The sequence below is a fragment of the Trichocoleus sp. FACHB-90 genome (genome assembly GCF_014695505.1).
Taxonomy (GTDB): domain Bacteria; phylum Cyanobacteriota; class Cyanobacteriia; order Cyanobacteriales; family FACHB-T130; genus Funiculus; species Funiculus sociatus.
Genome location: NZ_JACJOK010000059.1, coordinates 1 through 21,636, shown reverse-complemented (window position 1 = coordinate 21,636; position 21,636 = coordinate 1). Strand labels below are relative to the sequence as shown.

The 21,636-nt window shown below is 45.5% G+C and carries 20 protein-coding genes; 9 read left to right on the top strand and 11 right to left on the bottom strand.

The genetic code is table 11. From position 1 onward, the window contains the following. Nucleotides 1-202 precede the first annotated feature (202 nt). Together H6F74_RS17770 and H6F74_RS17765 are read left to right on the top strand one after the other, a co-directional pair. Nucleotides 203-949 (top strand): TVP38/TMEM64 family protein, encoded by a 747-nt coding sequence (locus H6F74_RS17770; protein ID WP_347269526.1) that lies wholly within the window; start codon nt 203-205, stop codon nt 947-949. Next, nucleotides 949-2,481 carry a mercuric reductase gene (locus H6F74_RS17765; protein WP_190443455.1) on the top strand — a complete coding sequence of 511 codons (1,533 nt, stop codon included), beginning with the start codon at nt 949-951 and terminating at the stop codon, nt 2,479-2,481. The genes H6F74_RS17770 and H6F74_RS17765 overlap by 1 nt, the downstream gene beginning before the upstream one ends. A gap of 57 nt (nt 2,482-2,538) precedes the next feature. Here the strand turns inward: H6F74_RS17765 and H6F74_RS17760 are convergent, their stop codons facing one another. From H6F74_RS17760 to H6F74_RS17730, 7 genes are all read right to left on the bottom strand, one after another. Next, on the bottom strand, nt 2,539-3,450 hold the full coding sequence (locus tag H6F74_RS17760) for a LysR family transcriptional regulator (RefSeq protein WP_190443453.1): 912 nt from the start codon (nt 3,448-3,450) through the stop codon (nt 2,539-2,541). Nucleotides 3,451-3,738: 288 nt separating this feature from the next. Then, nucleotides 3,739-4,512 carry a BMC domain-containing protein gene (locus H6F74_RS17755; protein ID WP_347269525.1) on the bottom strand — a complete coding sequence of 258 codons (774 nt, stop codon included), beginning with the start codon at nt 4,510-4,512 and terminating at the stop codon, nt 3,739-3,741. Nucleotides 4,513-4,616: 104 nt separating this feature from the next. Continuing rightward, a complete protein-coding gene (locus H6F74_RS17750) occupies nt 4,617-5,294 on the bottom strand; it encodes a hypothetical protein (protein ID WP_190443451.1) in 678 nt (225 codons plus the stop codon). 314 nt (nt 5,295-5,608) lie between these two features. Next, entirely contained in the window at nt 5,609-7,612 is a 2,004-nt protein-coding gene (locus H6F74_RS17745; protein WP_190443449.1) for a ribulose bisphosphate carboxylase small subunit, read from the bottom strand. A gap of 36 nt (nt 7,613-7,648) precedes the next feature. Next, entirely contained in the window at nt 7,649-7,951 is a 303-nt protein-coding gene (locus tag H6F74_RS17740) for a EutN/CcmL family microcompartment protein (protein WP_190443447.1), read from the bottom strand. A gap of 167 nt (nt 7,952-8,118) precedes the next feature. Beyond that, on the bottom strand, nt 8,119-8,460 hold the full coding sequence (locus H6F74_RS17735) for a carbon dioxide-concentrating mechanism protein CcmK (protein ID WP_073591590.1): 342 nt from the start codon (nt 8,458-8,460) through the stop codon (nt 8,119-8,121). Between the two features lie 96 nt (nt 8,461-8,556). Next, nucleotides 8,557-8,865: a carbon dioxide-concentrating mechanism protein CcmK gene (locus H6F74_RS17730; protein WP_190420710.1), complete on the bottom strand. Its 309-nt coding sequence runs from the start codon at nt 8,863-8,865 to the stop codon at nt 8,557-8,559. Nucleotides 8,866-9,614: 749 nt separating this feature from the next. Between H6F74_RS17730 and H6F74_RS17725 the strand changes: the two genes are divergently transcribed. From H6F74_RS17725 to H6F74_RS17715, 3 genes are all read left to right on the top strand, one after another. After that, on the top strand, nt 9,615-11,474 hold the full coding sequence (locus H6F74_RS17725; protein ID WP_190443445.1) for an NAD(P)H-quinone oxidoreductase subunit F: 1,860 nt from the start codon (nt 9,615-9,617) through the stop codon (nt 11,472-11,474). Nucleotides 11,475-11,558: 84 nt separating this feature from the next. Continuing rightward, nucleotides 11,559-13,046 carry an NADH-quinone oxidoreductase subunit M gene (locus H6F74_RS17720; protein ID WP_190443444.1) on the top strand — a complete coding sequence of 496 codons (1,488 nt, stop codon included), beginning with the start codon at nt 11,559-11,561 and terminating at the stop codon, nt 13,044-13,046. A 117-nt stretch (nt 13,047-13,163) separates the two neighbouring features. After that, nucleotides 13,164-14,294, top strand: coding sequence for a CO2 hydration protein (locus H6F74_RS17715; RefSeq protein WP_190443442.1), 1,131 nt, complete (start codon nt 13,164-13,166; stop codon nt 14,292-14,294). Between the two features lie 202 nt (nt 14,295-14,496). Here H6F74_RS17715 and H6F74_RS17710 read toward each other — a convergent pair whose 3' ends face one another. The 4 genes from H6F74_RS17710 to H6F74_RS17695 all read right to left on the bottom strand — a co-directional run bounded on the left by H6F74_RS17710 (nt 14,497) and on the right by H6F74_RS17695 (nt 17,525). Next, complete coding sequence (locus tag H6F74_RS17710) at nt 14,497-14,970, bottom strand: GNAT family N-acetyltransferase (RefSeq protein ID WP_190443440.1); 474 nt, start codon at nt 14,968-14,970, stop codon at nt 14,497-14,499. Between the two features lie 195 nt (nt 14,971-15,165). Then, nucleotides 15,166-15,960 (bottom strand): ferritin-like domain-containing protein, encoded by a 795-nt coding sequence (locus H6F74_RS17705; RefSeq protein ID WP_242022181.1) that lies wholly within the window; start codon nt 15,958-15,960, stop codon nt 15,166-15,168. Nucleotides 15,961-15,981: 21 nt separating this feature from the next. Further along, nucleotides 15,982-16,692: a ferritin-like domain-containing protein gene (locus tag H6F74_RS17700; RefSeq protein WP_190443438.1), complete on the bottom strand. Its 711-nt coding sequence runs from the start codon at nt 16,690-16,692 to the stop codon at nt 15,982-15,984. A 122-nt stretch (nt 16,693-16,814) separates the two neighbouring features. After that, complete coding sequence (locus tag H6F74_RS17695) at nt 16,815-17,525, bottom strand: PEP-CTERM sorting domain-containing protein (RefSeq protein ID WP_190443436.1); 711 nt, start codon at nt 17,523-17,525, stop codon at nt 16,815-16,817. 436 nt (nt 17,526-17,961) lie between these two features. On the opposite strand from H6F74_RS17695, the gene H6F74_RS17690 reads away from it, so the two are divergent. The 4 genes from H6F74_RS17690 to H6F74_RS17675 all read left to right on the top strand — a co-directional run bounded on the left by H6F74_RS17690 (nt 17,962) and on the right by H6F74_RS17675 (nt 21,448). After that, a complete protein-coding gene (locus tag H6F74_RS17690) occupies nt 17,962-18,552 on the top strand; it encodes a sigma-70 family RNA polymerase sigma factor (protein WP_190443434.1) in 591 nt (196 codons plus the stop codon). A gap of 7 nt (nt 18,553-18,559) precedes the next feature. After that, nucleotides 18,560-19,297 carry an anti-sigma factor gene (locus H6F74_RS17685; RefSeq protein WP_190443432.1) on the top strand — a complete coding sequence of 246 codons (738 nt, stop codon included), beginning with the start codon at nt 18,560-18,562 and terminating at the stop codon, nt 19,295-19,297. A 157-nt stretch (nt 19,298-19,454) separates the two neighbouring features. Then, entirely contained in the window at nt 19,455-20,483 is a 1,029-nt protein-coding gene (locus H6F74_RS17680; RefSeq protein WP_199301362.1) for an aromatic ring-hydroxylating dioxygenase subunit alpha, read from the top strand. Next, a complete protein-coding gene (locus H6F74_RS17675; RefSeq protein WP_199301360.1) occupies nt 20,480-21,448 on the top strand; it encodes a ferritin-like domain-containing protein in 969 nt (322 codons plus the stop codon). The genes H6F74_RS17680 and H6F74_RS17675 overlap by 4 nt, the downstream gene beginning before the upstream one ends. Nucleotides 21,449-21,636: the final 188 nt, after the last annotated feature.

The following is a 21,636-nucleotide window of genomic DNA, read 5'->3' as shown; positions in this document are numbered from 1 at the left end:
ATTTACGCCAACATCAACTCAATCGCATTGAACAACAACGATTTCGTCGAAATCCTGAAGTTTTCTTAGCAAATCTTGAGAAACTACTTCTCTAGCAAACTTTGCGGTTCTAGTTTTTTTTCACCAATCAAATAGGACTGCTATAACTTCTTTTTTCTCTGGGTTCTCTGTGCCTGGAGTGGTTCGTTTTATGAAGTTGTTTATGAATAAAGAATCTAGTCCAAGCAAATCGGGTTCAAATAGCAAACTAATTGTAGGATTTTTATTACTTGCCTCCCTAATCTCGGCTTTTATTTTTGCAACTAAATATTTTGATATGCAAGAAACTTTGAAAAACCTATTGGCGTGGATTGACAGCCTGGTACTTTTGGCACCCGTGACTTTTATTCTTATTTATATTCTAGCTACCGTGCTTTTTATACCAGGCTCCATTCTCACCCTGGGATCTGGTTTTGTCTTTGGCGTAATTTGGGGTTCAATTTATGTTTTCATAGGAGCGACTTTAGGCGCAACAGCCGCTTTTCTAGTTGGGCGTTATTTAGCTCGTGGATGGGTTTCCCAGCAAATAGAAAACAATGCCAAGTTCAAAGCCCTTGACCAATCGGTGAAGAGAGAAGGATTTAAAGTTGTTCTTTTGACTAGACTTTCGCCGCTTTTCCCCTTCAACATTTTAAATTATTCTTTTGGAGTAACCCAAGTTTCCTTAAAAGATTATTTTTTAGCCTCCATTGGGATGATTCCTGGGACTATCATGTACGTTTATATTGGTTCTTTAGCGGGTAGTCTCGCCACGATTGGAGCAGCAAATCAGCCCACTAATCCGGAAACAGAGGCAGTAAAATGGGTTATTCGTGTTGTTGGTTTTATTGCCACAGTTGCTGTGACTATTTATGTTACACGCATCGCTCGTAAAGCATTAGAAGAAAGCGTTAATCGAGAGGAATTGTAATGTCACAAACAGTTGAAAAAGCGATTGTGCAGCCAATGGATGAACATAATCAGACTTTGGTTGCTAATGTACATCCGCCAGATTGGGTGAACCCAGAACCTGCGTCTCGTTACAATTTGGTTGTCATTGGAGCAGGTACTGCGGGACTGGTTGTTGCCGGAGGTGCAGGACTTTTAGGTGGTAAAGTAGCCTTAATTGAAAAAGATTTGATGGGTGGAGATTGCCTAAATGTAGGCTGCGTACCTTCTAAATGTATGATTCGCTCCTCTCGTGTTGTCGGAGATATTCAGAATGCAGATAAATTTGGTATTCGCGTTCCTGATGGGACAGAAATTGATTTTTCGGCAGTGATGGAGCGAATGCGGCGAGTTCGGGCGGAGATTAGCCCTCACGATTCTGCTCAAAGATTTAAAGAAGAATTTAATGTAGATGTATTTTTGGGAGAAGCGCGTTTTAACAGTGCTGATACTGTGGAAGTTGGAGGAAAAATTTTGCGCTTCAAAAAGGCAGTAATAGCTACTGGTGCCAAAGCTACTGCTCCCGACATTGAAGGATTAAAGGATGCCGGTTATCTCACTAATGAAACGGTATTTTCTCTAACCGAAAGACCGCAACGAATGGCAATAATTGGTGCTGGCCCCTTGGGGTGCGAATTTGCTCAAACTTTTCAACGTTTAGGCTCACAAGTGGTGTTAATACATAAAAATGACCACATTCTGGATAAGGAAGATGCTGATGCAGCAGAAATTGTCCAGCAGACTTTTATTCGGGAAGGCGTTCAGCTGATATTAAACTCTAAGGTGAAACGGGTTGAGCGAACAAGCGTAGGGAAAGTTATTTATTACGAATCGGATGGAAAAGAAGATTCTGTAACGGTAGATGAAATTCTGATTGGAGTTGGGCGATCGCCTAACGTTAAGAAATTAAATCTTGAGGCTGTTGGTGTGCAGTATGACATCAAAAAAGGAGTGCTTGTAAATGAGAATCTACAAACCTCTAACCCTCGCATTTATGCGGCTGGTGATGTTTGTATGGATTGGAAATTTACCCACGCTGCTGATGCTGCTGCCAGAATTGTAATTCAAAATAGTTTGTTTTTTGGACGCAAAAAACTCAGTTCGCTGACAATGCCTTGGGTGACATACACCGATCCGGAAGTTGCCCATGTTGGGATGTACGAGAAAGACGCTCAAAAAAAAGGAATTGAGGTGGATACTTTTTTCGTTCCATTAAGTGAGGTGGATCGGGCAGTTGCCGATGGCGAAACAGCAGGATTTGCGAAAGTTTTTGTAAAGAAAGGCACTGATAAAATTTTAGGTGCAACGATTGTGGCGCGAAATGCAGGCGATATGATTAGCGAAGTTACTTTGGCAATTGTGGGAAATCTTGGGTTAAAAACTCTTGGTAGTGTCATTCACCCGTATCCTACTCAAGCTGAGGTGATTCGCAAGGCGGCGGATGAATATAGCCGTACTCGTTTAACGCCGTTTATTAAGAAACTGTTGGGCTGGTGGCTGGCTTGGACGCGATAGAAACTGTTTTCTAGTTACCAGACTGGGTCTGGTAACTAGAAATAGCGCCGGGGGGTGTCACGACATATCCACGGCAACTTGCGGTGCTTTCTCCAAAAGGTACTCGAAAAAGGTGCGAGCCACAACCGAGAGCTGTTTGCCAGCAGGATATGCTACATACCAATGGCGACTGATAGGAAAGCCTTGCACATCAAGGATGGTAATTTGATTGGTGGCACCATCTAGCCCTAGAGTATGGCGAGATAAGACAGATATGCCTAAGCCGCCGACGATCGCTTGCTTAATCGCTTCGTTACTCCCCAACTCCAGCCTGACTTTTACAGAAACGCCATGCTCATCGAATAATGTTTGCACCGATGAGCGCGTTCCCGATCCATGTTCCCGCATAATAAACGGCTCACCAGAAAGGCGAGATATTGGGATATTTTTTTCCTTAGCTAGCGGATGATCGACAGGTGCCAAGACCACTAGGGGGTTTGCCAGAAACTGATGATAGGTGATATCAAGATGCTCCGGTATTTGGCTCAAGATATACAAATCGTCCAGATTCTCGCTCATGCGGCTGAGTATCCGTTCGTGATTTGTCACTTGGAGCGCAATATCAATTCCCGGATACATCTGGCAAAATGGCCCTAGTAAACGCGGCACAAAGTATTTGGTAGTGGTAATCACTGCCAGCCGCAATCGTCCCTGCTTCAGCCCTTTCATTTGAGCAACAATCATCTCAAACTGGGCTAATCTATCGAAAACTTCCCGACACGTTACCAAAAGTTCCCGTCCGGCATCGGTAAGATAGAGTCGCTTACCGACTTGCTCGAACAGTGGCAAGCCAACTGTTTTAGTTAGCTGCTTGACCTGCATAGAGACGGTGGGCTGGGTGAGAAATAATTCCTCTGCCGCACGAGTAAAGCTCCCGTGCCGAGCCACCACCTCAAAAACCTTTAACTGATGCAGCGTTGCCTGCTTCAACCGCCCTTCTCCTGGCAGTTATAGATAATAATCTATCATAACCATTGAAAACAATGTTTTTGATCTATAAGAGATCAAGGTTATTATCAAATTAATGAAACAAAGTGACAGTCTTCCTTCCTACGAGCGTTGCATATTTACTTGATGGTTGGTCAGGGAAGTTATTATCTTCTATATTCATCCTGTGTTTTGCAGGCTGATTCCCTCCCAAAGCATCTAAGGCGTGAATGTGCAACGCTTTCCATGTGAAAAGACGTTGTTAGGTGTGGATAAGCCAGCGTATATACATCATTCTTCCACACGGAGGGGTGGTAACTTAGCTAAATCTGGTAATTCTAACTCTACCAACTGTTTTTCCGTTTCCTTAACGTTAACAGGCACCATCAGAGGTTCAGGTTTCTCCTCAACCCAGCAAGTCGCTACTGGCAGGATTTGCTCCAGATCATCCAAAAGTCTTGGAATCACCATCAGCGAGTTGAATTCCCCAATCCTCTCGGCTTCTCTCATCCCAGCTTCAACAGCTACAGCCACATCTGCCACCCTTCCTCGGATAATAGCGGTACACAAACCATCGCCAATAGTTTCGTAAGAGGATAGATAGACCTCAGCTGCCTTGAGCATAGCATCGCAGGCACCCACCATCGCCGGAAATCCCCGCGTTTCCAACAAACCAACCGCTTGATTGCTCAGGCGACTGTAACTGTCGCCGTCGCTTAGTTCGGACAAGCGCCTGCCAATAGGAAATATTACTTCCAAATTGGGCATGGGACGCGCCATTACCGAAGAGGAGACTAATTGACCAAACTGTTCAGCAGTCTGTGCGCCTGCTTCTACAGCTAAACGGACATCTGCAATCCTGCCTCGGACAATAGCGGTACAGTAACCACTGCCAATTTTTTCAAACCCGATGAGTGTCACCCCTGCTGACTTCAGCATCATATCAGCTGTGCCAACGATGGCGGGGAAACTGCGAGTCGAAACCATGCCGAGAGCAGTGTCTTTGAAGTTTTTTGGTTGAGTTGTCCGTTCAAAACGAACAAGCCCTGGTTTTTGTACCTCCACCTATAACCTCCGTGAGAAAATACTGGCTGCCTAACTTAAGTATGCCCACACTAAGAGATTAGTTGATGGTTGTTAATACTAATACTTCCCAAAAGTCAAAACTATCATTCACTGTGATTGTCTTCGGGAGGAGGGTTGGCGGATTTATGATGAGGAAACAAAGTCAACAGCAGTCGGTTCAGGTTTGCTTGTCCATAGACGGGAACGCCAATAGGGGGAGGCTTAGGGGCTGGCTCCTCTTGGGTATCTTCGCCGCTTGGAGTCGGGGGAGTGGTAGCGATTGCTGACTCCTCTGGGGTGTCTTCGCCGCTCGGAGTCGGGTCGCTGGTGGCTATCCCTTGTCCGTTTAGGGATTCTGGGGGGAAGTCCTCGCTTTCTGGCTGGTTTGCCGCATCTTCGCTTGTTCTTGCTTGTGGGGTGTCAGCAATTTGCCGCCCCTTGGCTCCTAGCAGAGATCCCGGCGGTACTACTTGACAAGATTCCACAGATGCGTTAAAAACTGTCGTCGCGGCACCGATGCAGGCATTCGCCCCAATCTTACCCGTACCGACTAGCAGAACACCAGCGCCCAGAATAACTCCTGCCTCGACTTCTAGGTTGCCTTTGTGGGCATGAATAATGGTTCCCATGCCGATACAGACACCAGCAGCGATAATAATTTTACAGTCTGGATCTGCTTGAATAATTACCCCTGGTGCGATCGCGGCACTTTCATCAATACTCACATCCCCTTGCACATAAACCTGAGAATTGCTAAACGGCGGTAGTAGGGGCAAGTGCATGGAACTAGGAGCTAAATAGTTATAAGTTAGGCGTTAAGAGTTAAGAGCTATGAGTTGCTAACTTCCCACTTCTGTCAATAGGTTATCACTCACCAGTTACTAACTCTTAACTACTAACTTCTGTGAGCAAGTTAGTAGTTAAGAGTTAGTAACTCATAACTTTTAACTTTTTATTAAAAGTTATGAGTTATTAGTTGAGCGCTGCTAACTTCCAACTTCTGTAAGTTATAAGTAACAAGTTATTAACTCGTTACTCATAACTCCTGTGAGTGAGTTAAGAGTTAATCATTCTTAACTCCTTACTCTTATCTCTCCTAACGTCCAGCCTTACCATTCGGCTGTTGAATCAGCGTCTCTTGGACGCGGCGCTTGGCTTTGGTATCAATACCAAATAAGCGCACGTACTCGTCGCTGTGGCTGTTCATACAAGCTTCCAGCGCATCAATTACTTCGCCTTGTCTGGTTGATTCAATCGGAGAACAAGTATGCCAGGAACTGGTGCGGAAGCGACGCTCATCGGCGTGTTCTGTGCCAATCTTATAGCCTTGAGCTAACAGATTTCGCACTTGATCCACCACTTCGCTGCTTAATAGAGAGCTGTTAACCACTTGCGGAGTGCTGTATGAGCTACTCTTAGCAGCAGTCGGGGCGCTCTTAGCTGCGACTTGTACCTTACCTTCAGGACGTTGGATAATTTGCTCTAGTACCCGACGCTTAGCTTTCGGGTCGATGCCTATTAACCGGACATATTCGCCACTATATTCTTCAAGCGCTGCTTCTAGGGCTGCGATCGCTTGGCTTTGATTTTTGGCATCAATTGTCGAACCACTTTGCCAGGAACTGGTGCGGAAGCGACGCTCATCTGCGTGTTCTATGCCAATTTTTAAGCCTTGGGCTAACAAGTTTCTAACTTGTTCACTTAGGTCTGAGTTATTGGAAGCACTCGCAGTTTGTGCAGTGGTACTACCATTGCTAGAGTGAGTTTTCGCCGTTGTTGTCTTAGCTGCGACTTGTACCTTGTCGTCGGGACGCTGGATAATTTGCTCTAGTACCCGACGCTTAGCTTTCGGGTCGATACCTATTAACCGGACATATTCGCCACTATATTCTTCAAGCGCTGCTTCTAGGGCTGCGATCGCTTGGCTTTGATTTTTGGCATCAATTGTCGAACCACTTTGCCAGGAACTGGTGCGGAAGCGACGCTCATCTGCGTGTTCTATGCCAATTTTCAAGCCTTGGGCTAACAAGTTTCTAACTTGTTCACTTAGGTCTGAGTTATTGGAAGCACTCGCAGTTCGGGCAGTGGTACTACCATTGCTAGAGTGAGTTTTCGCCGTTGTTGTCTTAGCTGCGACTTGTACCTTGCCGTCAGGACGTTGGATAATTTGCTCTAGTACCCGACGCTTAGCTTTCGGGTCGATACCTATTAACCGGACATATTCGCCACTATATTCTTCGAGCGCTGCTTGTAGGGCTGCGATCGCTTGCGCCGCGTTATTTGTTTCAATTGTCGAACCACTTTGCCAGGAACTGGTGCGGAAGCGGCGCTCATCGGCGTGTTCCGTGCCAATTTTTAAACCTTGAGCTAACAAATTTCTAACTTGCTCGGAAATATCTATGCTTACTGAATTCATACTTGATACCTGACTTGATACTTGAGTAGTGGGACGGCGATCGCCATTAGATGTAATCATCTCATCTCGGACAGATGTAACGCAGTTTGCATCCGCAGCACACAAGTACCCAGCCCGCAGAGCCGCATTAATTCCTACCACATGGCGGCTAAACTCCGTATCGCCCTTTTGCACATCCGGCAAACGGTCTGCTTGCTGCTGAGAAGTAATCACCGACCCAGAAGCTACATACTTCCCTGGAGGAATTTCCACATCTTGAATCAGCGAGTGCATCATCACAATGCAACCGTGACCCACCCTGGCATTAAATACTGTCGAGCGAAAGCCAATAAAGCAATCATCTCCCACATAGGCTGGCCCATGAATTAAAGCCATGTGGGTCAAAGAAGCATTCTTCCCAACCCACACCGAGTATTCCTCCTGGTCATCCCCAACGACCCGGCCTTGTTCCAAACCATGAATCACTACACCATCTTGGATGTTCGTGCTTTCGCCAATATGAAACGGTGAGCCTTCATCAGCCCGGATCGAAGTCCCCGGAGCAATCAACACATTCGGCTCAATCCGCACATCTCCGATGATGTTGGAAAAAGAATGTACATAAGCGGTTGCATCAATCTTTGGTTCCGCCAAACTTTTTGACCACGGGGTCGGGGGAGCCGCATACCTGCGGACAACCGGCATAACTAGATCCCTCACTAACTCAACAAAGTAGACCGACTAACGATACTGTTCCTTCTTGCTATATAGGAGGCGATTTTCCACATTCACAGTGTCAATAATCGCCACTACCATCGCATCGATAGGACGCTTTTCACTTCCTTCCATCTGCCGAGCCGCACTACCACGACTAATCAGAACCCACTCATCCACACCCGCACCTACTTGATCGCCTGCTACCTCGTATTTCGGCAGTAGCTGTCCCTCTTCATCAATGAACTGCACCAGAAGTAACTTGACACCTCTGAGCGTAGGCTCTTTGTGAGTGCTGACGACCGTGCCGCGAACCTTAGCAATTTGCATCTTCGGTGATTGTGTGTTGACTATCTATTATTTGTTGTCCGTTGTCCATTAGCGTTTTAACGTTTGAAGGTTTGAAGGTTGGAAAGTTATAGAAACTTACCTCTAGTCAACGTTCCAACTTTCCAACTTTCTAACTTTCCAACTCTTAAAGGACAACTGACCTAATCTTACGGTCTATTGTAAGGGCGAATGCCGCTGACACTTTCGCGGAACTGTTCCACAGCTTCGGTGTAACGAATGGGCAGCACGTACTCCAGGTTTTCGTGAGGACGAGCAATGATGTGAGTGGACAAAACTTGACCGCCGTTCACCCGCTTTACAGAGTCAACTCCCGCCGATACAGAGGCTTGCACCTCAGAAACGTCTCCACGAACAATTACGGTGACGCGACCGCTGCCGATTTTTTCATAGCCTACCAGTGTCACACGAGCAGCTTTCACCATCGCATCAGCGGCTTCCACAACTGCGGGAAACCCTAGCGTTTCAATCATTCCTACTGCAATTGCCATTGATTCTTCCTTCCCTTATAGATAAATAAACAAACTTTTTGGACTTGAAAGACCGATTTATCGGCATTTGACTGCCCAACAATCGCCTTTAAACTTTTAAAGACGGAACTGTTCGACTGCTTCGGTGTAACGAATGGGCAGCACATACTCCAAGTTCTCGTGAGGACGAGCAATGATGTGGGTGGACAAAACTTCACCGCCATTCACCCGTTTTGCTGCGTCAACTCCAGCTGATACCGAAGCCTGCACCTCGGAAACATCGCCTCGGACAATGACTGTCACCCTAGCGCTGCCGATTTTTTCATATCCCACCAGTGTCACGCGAGCGGCTTTCACCATTGCGTCGGCGGCTTCCACAACTGCCGGAAAACCTTTAGTCTCAATCATTCCAACCGCAATTGGCATTACTTCCCTCCTACAAAATCAGTTGAATTACAGTCCAAATTTGCCTTGTCAAGAAAATTTGGACGGAAATGCCCATTTTTTCACTTCAAGAACTATTTTTTACCCTTGCATCCATAAGCATAGGGAAGTGAGGCTCCCTTGACAATATAAATTAGTATGATATTTTCAGATTAAAAGGTTTAAAAAAACTTAACAATAGACTAAATAAGGGATCTGCTTAGTAGAAGTTCATCAGTTTCTGGAATGCTTAGTTATGTTTTATAATTTCTTCATAACTTTTACATAGACTACAATAATACCACCTATAACCCGCCCCGATTGGGTAAGAGCGACCAAATTTAAAAGCTTGACAGGGAGCGCTCGTTGTGAGCCGCCCAGCGCAGCCACGCCGCGAGAGCGATCGCACGATCCGCCTGCCAAACCTAGAAGCTGATAACCTGCCAAATTCAAGCTATAAGTTTTTTAAATAGAGCTTATAAACTTAGGTTTGATAGCCACGGATGCTGAGACTTTTACAATCTCTAAGGAGATATTTTTATGAGATTTGGAGTTGTTTAGTGTTAACGTACAACCAATTAAAGGCAACAGCGATAAAAAAATAATCTAGCAAAGATTAATTTTGAGAGGTGCAAAATTCTAAAACCTCGCTAAAGGTTCATAGTTCATGGTGCATGATAATGTTTGTGCTGCACAATAAACAATGAACAATTTTAAGTAAATTGATGTTGAAATAGCAAAGGCTTTTTTCTATGACAGAGTTTCTCACCCAGACAAGTTGGTGGGTGCCTTTTTATAGCTTAATGGGTGCCGTTTTGACCTTACCCTGGTCTACAGGCATCATCCGGCGCACAGGCCCCAGACCAGCGGCTTACTTTAATGTGTTAATGACTTTCTTGGCGTTTCTTCATGGCACAGTTGTCTTTAGATCCACCTGGAACCAAGAGCCGATAAAGTTAGTTTTCCACTGGCTGCAAGTTGTAGATTTAGACCTGACATTTTCCGTAGATATCTCAGCAGTGAGTGTTGGGGCAATGGAATTGGTGACTGGTTTAAGCCTTTTAGCGCAACTGTTCGCTTTGGGATATATGGAGAAAGATTGGGCATTGGCTCGCTTCTTTGCCCTAATGGGATTTTTTGAAGGAGCGATGACTGGCTTGGCGATTAGCGATTCATTATTGCTTAGCTATTGCCTTTTGGAAGTCCTCACCCTTTCGACATATTTACTGGTGGGGTTCTGGTATGCACAGCCCTTGGTAATAACGGCAGCAAGAGATGCCTTTTTAACTAAGCGGGTGGGAGACATCTTGCTGCTGATGGGAGTGGTGGCGCTAGCGACTTTATCGGGAACCTTGGATTTTCCCGATTTGTATGAGTGGGCAGAAACTGCCACCTTGTCACCACTGACGGCAACTTTGTTAGGTTTGGCTTTGATTGCTGGCCCTACGGGAAAATGCGCCCAATTTCCGCTGCACCTTTGGCTGGATGAAGCGATGGAAGGGCCTAACCCAGCTTCCATCTTGCGGAACTCAGTGGTGGTAGCTTGCGGCGCATATGTGCTGATTAAACTCCAGCCTGTGTTAATTCTTTCGCCTGTGGCTTCAAGCGCCTTGGTAGTAATTGGGACGGTAACAGCGATAGGTGCTTGTTTGGTAGCGATCGCTCAAATTGACATTAAACGCGCCTTGTCCCATTCCACCAGCGCTTACTTGGGTATAGTATTTATCGCCGTCGGAACGCAATGGACGGGTTTCGCTCTAATGTTGTTGTTTGCTCACGCGATCGCCAAAGCCCTCTTATTCATGAGCATTGGCTGTGTGATTTTGACAACTAACACCCAAAACCTCACAGAAATGGGCGGTCTTTGGTCGCGGATGCCAGCTACCACCACCGCCTTTGTCGTCGGTAGCGCTGGATTAATTGGACTACTCCCACTGGGCGGATTTTGGGCATTGCGCCTGGGAATGGATGACTTTTGGACACACCAACCCTGGCTGGTGACAGTATTGCTGATAGTTAACGGCTTGACAGCATTAAATTTAACCCGCGTGTTTCGTCTGATTTTCTTGGGTGAACCCCAAGCGAAGGCGAAAAGAGCGCCAGAAGTGCCTTGGACTATGGCTGTGCCAATGGTGAGTTTGATAGTGTTAACTCTCCTAGTACCATTGATGATGCAAAGCTTGTCACTGTTGCCTGATTGGGAGTACCTGAACAAACCAGCCCTATTGCTAGTGATGATATCTGGCTTAATCGGCTGTAGCTTCGGAGCAGTTATTTATCTGCCGAGAAATTGGTCTAGATCGATTCGGGTTCCCTTCCGATTTCTCCAAGACTTGTTCGCCTACGACTTTTACATCGACCGACTTTACCGCCTGAGTGTAGTTTTTGCTGTAGATCGGCTTTCCCGGTTAAATGCTTGGATTGACCGCTACGTGGTAGATGGACTGGTTAACCTGGTTGGTGTCGTTACCATTTTCAGCGGGCAAAGTTTGAAATACAACGTTTCCGGTCAGTCCCAGTTTTATTTACTAACTATCCTCCTGGGTTTAAGCGGTTTGACAATTCTGATGCTCTGGCCAATTTTAACTTTGTTAAGCGCTGAAATTTTTTAATTGGCCATACAAGAGTTAGAAATTAGGAATTAATAACTTCTAACTCTTAAGTTTCTCCCCAGTCCCTAGTCCCTAATCCCTATCATGCTTAGTGCTTTAATTTGGCTGCCTGTGTTAGGCGCTCTCATCATTGGGTTTTGGCCCCAGCTCACCGCCCAAGTTGCCCGTCGAGTGTCGTTGGTGGTTATGGGTGGCGTTTTAATTTGGTCTATTTTACTGGTGAGTCAGTTTCACCCAGAGGATGGACTCCTACAGTTTTCTGAGTTCATTCTTTGGATTGATACATTAGGTTTGACCTATCATCTTGGTGTGGATGGTTTATCTTTGCCTTTACTGGTTTTAAATAGTCTTTTAACACTAATTGCCCTCTACAGCACTGATGATTCTATCAATAGACCACGGTTTTATTACTCTTTGATTTTGCTTTTAAATGCCGGAGTTTCAGGGGCATTTTTAGCGCAGGATTTGCTGCTGTTTTTCCTGTTTTATGAGGTGGAACTGATTCCGCTGTATCTGTTGATTGCTATTTGGGGAGGAGAAAAGCGAAGCTACGCAGCAACAAAATTTCTGATTTATACCGCAGTTTCGGGAATTTTGCTTCTCGCATCTTTCTTTGGGCTGGTTTTGCTTAGCGGGGGAACTACTTTTGAGTTTGAAAAATTGTATGCCTTGTCCTTACCTTTAGGCACACAACTACTACTGCTGTCTGGAATTTTGATAGGCTTTGGTATTAAGATCCCCTTAGTGCCGTTCCATACGTGGTTGCCAGATGCCCACGTAGAAGCATCAACCCCGGTTTCAGTGCTATTAGCGGGAGTGCTGTTGAAGTTGGGAACATACGGGTTGCTACGTTTTGGCTTAGGGTTGTTCCCCCAGGCGTGGGCGTATCTGGCTCCCTGGCTGGCTACTTGGGCGGCGGTGAGCGTACTGTATGGTGCCTTCACAGCGATCGCGCAAACAGACATGAAAAAAATGGTCGCCTATAGCTCAATCGCTCATATGGGCTACATTCTTTTAGCAGCAGCAGCAGCAACTCCCGTAAGCATTTTGGCAGCTGTCTTCCAAATGATCAGCCACGGCTTAATTTCCGCACTGCTGTTTCTCCTTGTCGGTGTCGTTTACAAAAAAACTGGCACCCGCGATTTAGATGCCCTCAAAGGTTTGCTCAACCCAGAACGCGGCTTGCCCCTGATTGGTAGTCTAATGGTATTGGGGGTGATGGCTAGCTCTGGTATTCCCGGTATGGTGGGCTTTATTTCCGAATTTTTGGTATTTCGGGGCAGTTTTCCAGTATTTCCCGTTCAAACCCTGCTGTGCATGGTGGGTACAGGTTTAACAGCAGTGTACTTCTTGCTGCTGGTTAACCGCGCCTTCTTCGGACGACTTTCCGAACAAGCGATGAATTTGCCACCAGTAGAGTGGAGCGATCGCTATCCGTCTATATTTTTAGCTATCCTGATCGTCATTCTGGGAATCTCTCCCAACTGGGTAGCGCGTTGGAGTGAAACCACGACAACAGCAATGATTACACGACCAGCGATCGCGCAAATTTCTTCTGTTAATAGTCATTAGTCACTTGCTATCTTGTTAATAGCTAATTGCTAACCGTAATAAAGAAAATAGGAATTAGCCATACACAAGATAGCTAATGACTAATGACTAATGACTAATGACTAAGGAGTACCAGCAATGATCGGCACTACATTAAAATCTTCAAATCACCCTCTAGCAGAGTACATTAACCGACTAATGAATGGGGGTGCCTTACTACCCGACACACCAGAAAATGTGATGGAAGTTGTAGGGATTCTCAAAAGTTATGGAATAGTTTTAGATGCTTATTCTAAGAATCTCATCTACATCGCTGAACATCAATTTTTAGTGCTTTTTCCCTTTTTTAAATACTTCAATGGTGACATTTCTCTAAAAAAATTGCTGCGCCACTGGTGGCACGACCGGATTAATTATGAGTACGCTGAATACTGCATGAGGGGAATGTTGTGGCACGGTGGCGGCGGTTTAGATAAGTACCTGGATTCTCCAGAATTTAAAGCCCGAATAGAGCCAGCAATCCAAGCAGCAATTAAAAACAACTTCCTCATCCAAGGACTCAATAGCCTATTTCCAGAATTCTTGCCAGAACAGGTGCGAACCTCGTCTTATTACAGTGGGCTGGGGCAATTCTGGCGGGTGATGAGCGATATGTTTATCGAGTTATCTGACAGATACGATAGCGGAGAAATTAAATCAATTCCCGACGTGGTAGAACATATCCGCGCCGAATTAGTTGCAGCTGCTAACTTGCCGATTACATATGCCGTGCCAATTAAAGGACAGGTGTATGAAATAATTCCCAAAGAAGTCGGTTTAACTTTTCTTGCAGATACAGCGATACCATACGTAGAAGCGATTTTCTTCCGGGGAACACCTTTTCAAGGTACAGTTTCTTTTAACGCTCAGGCACAGCAAATTTCCCCAGACCAAAGTAGATTTGATTATGGCGCTTTGTATGCCGATCCGTTACCGATTGGCGGTGCTGGAATTCCACCAACTTTGCTGATGCAAGATATGCGGCACTTCTTGCCAGACTATATGCATGATATCTACCGCCGCAGCCGTCGAGGAGAAGATGATTTGCGGGTACAAATTTGCATCAGTTTTCAAAAGTCAATGTTCTGCGTAACAACCGCTACCATGTTTGGATTGGCACCCTACCCTATAGATTCCACTGATAAAGATCAGCAGCAAGCAAATCGGGCTTATTTTGCAAATTGGATGGATCGATTCCTGAACTCTCGCTTGACTGATGTTAATAGCTAGGGCATCGGTATAGTATTCAAAATTAAGGCTAAAAAACCCGGTTCTTTCCTGGTTCCCAGTCAGAGACTGGGAATGCTATTGATGAGGCTCTGCCTCAAAATATGGCTAGGATTTCTGGACTATTGGAGGAGGCACCTTCGTTTAATTGTGCCGAGTATCTGACTGGAATGATAATTTTAAATTTTTAATGGCTTATTAGCTTTTAGAGCATTTTCTCCATGAATACAGTGCAGAAACCGTCGTTGTATCGCTCGATAAAATAAAAGCCGAGTCGCTTGTAGAGCTTCAGGGCTTGTGCTTGTTTTTCTTTGTCAGTTGTATCAAGTCTGACTTTCTTGTAACCTGTTTTCCGAGCAAAATCTAAGAGCATCTGGGCCATTTTCATCCCCAAACCTCGTCCTCGGTAATCTTTGAGAAACCACATCCTCTTCAGTTCGCAGATGTCGTCATTCAAGCGCCGGATAGCTCCGCTTCCCACAACCCTGCCATCATCGATAAGCACTAAGAACGTGCCGTTATTGTCAAAGTAGTGCGATCGCATATCATCTATGTCAGACATGGGATCGTAATGCGCGATCGCTTCTTCAGGAACCTGCCAGATTTCACAGGCAACCGCAACAATTACGCGCTTAACTTCTTCAACTTGGTATGATTTTATCGGTTTAATTTCTATCATCTGTTTCTCGTTGGCTGGTTACAGACTAGACTTTAATCTACTCCAGCTAAATATCGAGTTTTAGGCTGGGGTTTCCCTTTCGCTCAAAAGCCACCCCCGCGCGCGGGGGTGGCTTCTCAACCTACGTAAAGAGTAATTTTTGAGCGGGAAGAAAGTAACCCAATATTGGGGATGGTGATCGTTAAACTTAGGTTTTTATGGACGCAGAATTGGAGCTACCAGCGCCAATACTTCATCACTTGTGGCGAAGCCATCAAAGGCTTCACTACTAAACGGAATTGGGAAACCAGTCCGATTTTCGTTGTAAATCACCTCATTTTGATTTCTAATCCAAGGTCGGATGTCGGCATTGAGCAGAGTTTGCCGCAGGTATCGGAAGCCGGCAGCGTGCCGCGCCTCTACAGTGTGAATTTCTAAGGCTCCGGCTAAGACAGTTTTGCCAGCTTCTCCAGCTGCCAGCAAGTTCTGTACTTGGCCTTTATAAGCTGCTACTCCCAAATCTTCAACGTATTGTCCTGCGAGTAAAAAATCTGCAAGATTAGTAAATGGATTGCGACCTAAGATGGCGTTGTAATTGGGGTTGGCTGGAATAGTAATCGCATCTGGGTTGCCTCCCAAAGCTGTCAATACAGCTGACAAGTCAACAACGTGTTGAGCCTCATCTTGTCCATAGGATGCGATCGCATTCTTGGCTGGTTGCGGAGCGTTCGCCAAACCCCCGTTCTGGGTTGAAGCGATCGCTTTGACGTAAAAATCAGCTTCCAGCTTTTCTAGGGTTAGGGCATATTCCACCACTTGTCGGGGTGTCAGCACTGCGCCTTGAGCATAGGCAGGTGCGGCTGGAGCGATGAACACTGATAGAAATATTAAAGAAACCAGCACTACAGCTTGTACAGCGGTGGCGATGGGGCGGATGAGTCGGAGGTTAAAGCTCTTTGAGTGCATATTTTCTGTCGCCTGCTGTGCTGTTAGGTTTGAAAAGATTTTCATTGTCAAATACCTCTATACATCTCAAGCGACGAGCGCCCCGTTGATGGGGTTGTTTAGAAGCTGGAAAGAGCTGACAATAGCCACAATTTGTTTAGGCGTGTACAACTCATCGTATGCCCGTCCCTTAAAGGGGTTGAGTTCAGGTACTAAGTCAGGGTCTTTGATTATGCGATCGCTATCGCTTTCTGTAGCAGGCCGACCCACCAACCCGCGTACCCCCGCCGCGTGACGAGCTTCAACACTCACAATCGAACCAGCCGCCAGCAAGTAAGTAGGATTTTTTAAGCTTGTTCCCGCGCCATTGTAGGCGTGTACGCCCACGTCCTCTAATGTCAAAGCTGTATTCAAAATCGTGGTGCGGTCGGCTAGTACGCCAGCCAACCCAGCTTGGTTGAAGTTGAGGTCTCTGGTGTTGAATGTGGCATCCGAGCCGAGTACGCTACGCAAAAATTTTACGTGTTCGCCTTCGTGAATACCCAAGGCTCTCATGTAATCGAGTTCTCTGGGATTGGTAATTTTGCCAGATTTGACAACGGATAGATAAAATGCTGCTTCCAGTTCCTCTAGCAATAAAGCAAAGTTGAGGATACCAATGTCGTCAGCATTAAATGTTAGGGCTTTTGTGGTGCGACTAGGCTGTGCAGTTAATGCTTTTGGGATGGTCGTCAAAGCTAATGCGCCAAAACCGCAAAGGCCCATTTTTAACAGTTTGCGCCGCGAGGAAAATGTCATAAGATTGCTCCTAATAGAGGTGCGCTCAATTGCCTGCAAATAATTCCGAGGTCAGCGTTTTTGCGTAGGCGTTGAGTGAAGGGAAATTTAATCGCAGGGGATGAGAGTTAACTAGGTAATGTTCAGGATGCGGAAGAATTACCTGTTTTTTGGTTGTTTTTCTGGTTTTTTAGCCGTGATGCACCCAAAGCACCAAGCGCTAATATTCCTAACACAGAGGAGGGTTCAGGGATGCTCGTATTTCCTGCCGTTTCAACTCCGGTTAGGGCAATTGTGTAGCTACCACCACTGCTCAAGATCGCACCGTCAAACTCCTTCAAAGGTGAATCACCACCAAAGCCAGTCGCCCCAACAACTGCATCGAAGGCAACATCAGGAAAATCAGGAAAATCAGGGAAAATTTCACCCTTGTCACTGACAGGATCGTAGTCAAAACCGGAGATTCCCAAGTAATAAATGCCGGATTTGGTTGGGGTGAACGGACTGTTCATTGGCAGGGTGGATTGCCCAATACTCCCAGTTGATTCATCGTTAGAATAGACTCCGAAGCCATCTTTATCGAATAGGAACAACTGCGTATCAAAATCAGCCCTACCGACTGTTGTCGCCGAGAATGTCTGACCGCCAGTTAAGAAGATTTGGAATAGGTCAGCATCTCCAGAAAGCATCCCAGAGATTGACTTTAGGGGCATTGGCATTGTTGAGAGGATCTGGGCTGTACTGAGAGTCTCACCTGCGTCGTCGCTTTCGGTGAACGTGGCAGCCTGTGCAGGAACGGATGATAGCCCTGCAACTATTACCGATATTGCTGTTATCTGCGCCAGTTTTTTCATTGGGAGTTTTATATCTTGATTTACATGGAATTGGACTCAATACTGTTCGGTTAAGGATTGAGCCCTCTTAACAGGGCTGAAGAAAGGAGAAAAGCCTCCCTTCTTCAGCCCTGTTAGGGGTATCTCCCCTGGACTGAACATCACTATCCGAAGGAACCGTATGGGAACTGAGCTGAGTAACCCGTGCGCGATGCTGTGGAATCTACTCAACCGACCTACTTGTTATTACGGAGTCAGTGGCATTTTGGATTGCAACTGACCGCAAAATTACTGAAATAAATCTGAAATAAATTTACGACTGTGTTGGCAGACATCCAATTAGCGCTTTCGGTCGTATAAAAGAAAAAGGAAAGTTCTCTCTTGTGAGGGATGCAGCAGAACAAGTGCTGACTTTGACTCTGAAGAGGTATCGGTTTAGACATTCTTTTCAGAACGTATGCCTCCTGACTCTAGCGATCGCACTCCCAAAACCCCATCGACGAGGATGGATACAGACTTATTTCAAGCCCTCAAAGCTGGTCAATCCTCTGCTCTGGGGATTCTCTACGACCGCTATGGCTCTCTTGTATATGGCTTAGCACTGAAAATTTTGAGGAATCCTCAAGAGGCAGAAGACCTAACGCAAGAGATTTTCCTGAATCTCTGGCGTAGCGATAGTTACAATCCCGCTCGTGGTTCTCTTAGCAGCTTTTTAACAGTTATGACGCGATCGCGTGCTATTGATAAACTTCGCTCTCGCGGCACTTCTGTAAAGTTTCTGGAGCGTTGGCAACACGCAATGACTGCTGAAACAAGAACGGACAATCCTTTTGAACAAGTGTCTTTGGGAGAGCGATCGCAACAAGTTCGGGCTGCTTTGGCGCAACTTTCAGAAAATCAGCGTCAAATATTAGAGATGGCATACTACGAAGGCCTGAGCCAATCAGAAATTGCCACTCAACTAGATATTCCTTTGGGAACGGTCAAAACTCGCGCACGAACGGGTCTACTAAAACTGAGGCAAACTCTACGAGAATTTATTAAATAGTTGTATTATGACCGAACCTTTAAATCCTGAACATTTAGAAGAATTAATGACAGGTTATGTCCTCGGCGACCTCAGTCCTGAAGAAGCCCTAAAATTTCAGCGGCTCCTGGCAGAAAATCCGCAATTGGCTACAGAGGTGAGTAGTTTGCAGGAAGCACTGGAAGTGTTGCCCTATGCTTTACCTGAAGTAACTCCTCCTCCTCACTTGCGTACAGCCATTTTGGAAGCTGCCAATAGTTCTCTAACTCCTATCTCAATACCAAAAAGGTTTTCTTTACCTTGGAGCAAAATTGCTGCTGGGGCGGCTGCACTTTTAGCTCTTGCTTTAGGTTTAGATAATTACAATTTGCGGCAGCAGCTGAAAGTTGTGCAGGCTCAAAAAGATGTAATTGAGGTGTTACAACAGCGCAATACTCGCTTATTTACTCTCACAGGAACAGAAAATGCAAATACTGCCTCTGGTAGTATAGCGATTAATACTAACGAACAAAAAGCGGTTATTGTCTTTCAAAACCTTCCCGCTTCCCCTGTTGGTCAAATATATCGGCTTTGGGCAATAGTTGATGACAAGAAGATAGCTTGTGCAAATTTTGATGCAAGTCAGCAGGGAACAGTTTTAGCGGAATTTACCATTCCTGCCGCTGCTTGTAGTTCTACAAAATCAACTTTAGCTGTCACATTGGAACCATCTACACTACCTCCACAGCCAGTTGGGCCAGCGGTAATGGTAGAAAGTAGTTTGTAAAATAGGAGGACAGATCATTTTTTGCCACACACCTTGATTGTTTCAGCAAATTGCTGGTTAGAGTGGGTGGACAACATAATATTTCCGGGCGATTAGAAATCGCGGCTATACAGGCGAAACCCGCAAGAAGCGGGTTTCAATTTGGTTAAGCATATAAATGATGGTAAATCTCAATTCCAAGGCTTCTAGTTCGCTTCCCAAATCCAAGACTTTCAATAATCCAGAGTGCTTTATTGAGGGGTGGTATTGGGCGATACCTTCTCATCAGCTTAGGGTGGGTGAGGTAAAACCTGTAACTTTGATGGGAAGGGAACTAGCGATTTATCGGGGAAAAGATGGGACGATCGCACTCGATGCGTACTGTCCCCACATGGGCGCACACTTGGCGGAAGGAACGGTTGAAGGTAATAGCATCCGCTGTTTATTTCATAACTGGAAGTTTGACGAAGCGGGGACGTGCGTAGACATTCCATGTCTGGAAAAACCGCTGGACGTAAGAGTGCGGACGTGGCATACAGGGGAAAAATACGGCATGATTTGGGTGTGGACTGGGGAAACTCCCAAACACCCTTTGCCTTTTGTTCCGGAACTGGAAGATGATGAATGTGATAGCGCGATCGCATCGAGTTTCCTAAAGAACTGTCACCCTAATGTTGTGATGATTAATGCTATCGACGCGCAGCATTTCAACACAGTTCACAATTTACCCTTAAAAATCGTTTTTGAGAAAAACGATATTAACGAAAACGCGATAACTTTCAGTAATACTACTCGTGGTGGCGAAGATTCTTTTTTTATAAAGTTAATCCGCCCGTTTTATAAAAATGAAGTAACTTATAGTATGTGCTACTGGTATGGAAGCACTGGTACAGTTACCGTAGGCCCAGATTTTCTTCACTTTCATATTATGTTTGCTTTGCGCTTGATTGAAGGAGGAAAAGCCGAAGGTAAAACTATCCTGATTACTCAGAAGCGGCCGGGTATATTAGGATGGGTTTTCAATCGAGTTGTGCTGTGGTTGACGAAGATGGTAGGGAATTATTTCGCCAAAGGTGATACTCAGGTTTTTCAGACGATTAAGTTTGATTTCCAGACTCCGACTAAGGCGGATATGTCGATTATTCAGTTTATTCAGCACGTTGAGAAACAGAACGCGATCGCTTGGGGAACGTGGGAAGCAGAGTGAATAATCCAAAATCACGCGATGTTTTAGGAAGAATCAATCTCCCCCAAAATCGCTTTAAAATCGCAACTGCTGGGTTTGACTTACCCCATGTTTGCTCTGACGACAAGCTGCGTCGCATATTATCAGGTGCTTTGAAAAGTCGTTTAGGCAATCATTCAGTATCCTCAGAATACGGCAGCTATCAATATTGGGATGCTCATTATTTCGGTCTTCAGAAAGTAAATATTTTCCAAGATTCCAGCGTTGAGGAGCAAGCAGAAATTCTGCGACTATGCAGTTGCGGATTGTTAGAAGAAGCCTACTTTGTGGAGAAAGCTGGCGTAGGTTACATGGCGAAAATGGTGCTGTTAGCAGAAACCACTGAGGAACGTATGCTATACGGACTCTTCAGCGCCGACGAAGTAACTCACCTCTCCCAGATTAGCAGCTTGCTGCCAATTCAGGAGCCTGTCGGAACAGATAACGCCTTCTTACGCTTCCTGGGAGACTTGGTGGAAACTGAGGATAAAACAGTTCTCTTATTTGTGATTCAAGTTGTACTGGAAGGGTGGGGTTTAAGCCATTACAAAAACCTTTCCAAGGACTGTTTAAATCCTCATTTGAGTAAAATTTTAAATCAGTTCCTCCAAGATGAAGCACGTCATCATAATACCGCCGTCAATTTGTTTAATCAAAGGCAAGTTTCAGAAACGAGTCGAGAGGTAATAATTGAGAGTCTTGCACTATTTTTGCAGATGATTCAAGTAGGCCCTCAGAGTGTTGTCTCCGCAGTAGAAAAAGTTAAAGGTCATTTGTCTCGCCAGCAGAAAGTGAGGATTTTCTTGGAAATTGACACAGAAACTCATAGCGGTACTCGTCTTAATTTCCTGCGTTCCCTGATGCGAGATCCAAAAGCCGGAATTATTGTTCAAGAACTAGAGGAACGGGGAGCATTTTTACCTTTTCCCCCAGAAAAATGTGTATAAATTTATATCATTCACTAAGAAACCTCTCCCCCAGCCCCTCCCCTCGTAGGGGAGGCAGGGTGGTTTCAATGTCAGCAGAGAAAAATGAGGATGGGTTGATAAACCATATTCAACCATCAACCCATGACCCTCATAGATCAATTAAAAACCATTGCAGACCCCCGTAGTCCAAGAGGAAAACGGCATCC

Coding starts and splice junctions, on each gene's coding strand:
- H6F74_RS17680 (WP_199301362.1), top strand. CDS start 19,455: ATGATGGTAAATCTCAATTCCAAGGCTTCTAGTTCGCTTCCCAAATCC.
- H6F74_RS17725 (WP_190443445.1), top strand. CDS start 9,615: ATGACAGAGTTTCTCACCCAGACAAGTTGGTGGGTGCCTTTTTATAGC.
- H6F74_RS17750 (WP_190443451.1), bottom strand. CDS start 5,294: ATGCACTTGCCCCTACTACCGCCGTTTAGCAATTCTCAGGTTTATGTG.
- H6F74_RS17695 (WP_190443436.1), bottom strand. CDS start 17,525: ATGAAAAAACTGGCGCAGATAACAGCAATATCGGTAATAGTTGCAGGG.
- H6F74_RS17705 (WP_242022181.1), bottom strand. CDS start 15,960: ATGAAAATCTTTTCAAACCTAACAGCACAGCAGGCGACAGAAAATATG.
- H6F74_RS17690 (WP_190443434.1), top strand. CDS start 17,962: ATGCCTCCTGACTCTAGCGATCGCACTCCCAAAACCCCATCGACGAGG.
- H6F74_RS17700 (WP_190443438.1), bottom strand. CDS start 16,692: ATGACATTTTCCTCGCGGCGCAAACTGTTAAAAATGGGCCTTTGCGGT.
- H6F74_RS17770 (WP_347269526.1), top strand. CDS start 203: ATGAATAAAGAATCTAGTCCAAGCAAATCGGGTTCAAATAGCAAACTA.
- H6F74_RS17730 (WP_190420710.1), bottom strand. CDS start 8,865: ATGCCAATTGCGGTTGGAATGATTGAGACTAAAGGTTTTCCGGCAGTT.
- H6F74_RS17740 (WP_190443447.1), bottom strand. CDS start 7,951: ATGCAAATTGCTAAGGTTCGCGGCACGGTCGTCAGCACTCACAAAGAG.
- H6F74_RS17765 (WP_190443455.1), top strand. CDS start 949: ATGTCACAAACAGTTGAAAAAGCGATTGTGCAGCCAATGGATGAACAT.
- H6F74_RS17720 (WP_190443444.1), top strand. CDS start 11,559: ATGCTTAGTGCTTTAATTTGGCTGCCTGTGTTAGGCGCTCTCATCATT.
- H6F74_RS17710 (WP_190443440.1), bottom strand. CDS start 14,970: ATGATAGAAATTAAACCGATAAAATCATACCAAGTTGAAGAAGTTAAG.
- H6F74_RS17735 (WP_073591590.1), bottom strand. CDS start 8,460: ATGGCAATTGCAGTAGGAATGATTGAAACGCTAGGGTTTCCCGCAGTT.
- H6F74_RS17745 (WP_190443449.1), bottom strand. CDS start 7,612: ATGCCGGTTGTCCGCAGGTATGCGGCTCCCCCGACCCCGTGGTCAAAA.
- H6F74_RS17715 (WP_190443442.1), top strand. CDS start 13,164: ATGATCGGCACTACATTAAAATCTTCAAATCACCCTCTAGCAGAGTAC.
- H6F74_RS17685 (WP_190443432.1), top strand. CDS start 18,560: ATGACCGAACCTTTAAATCCTGAACATTTAGAAGAATTAATGACAGGT.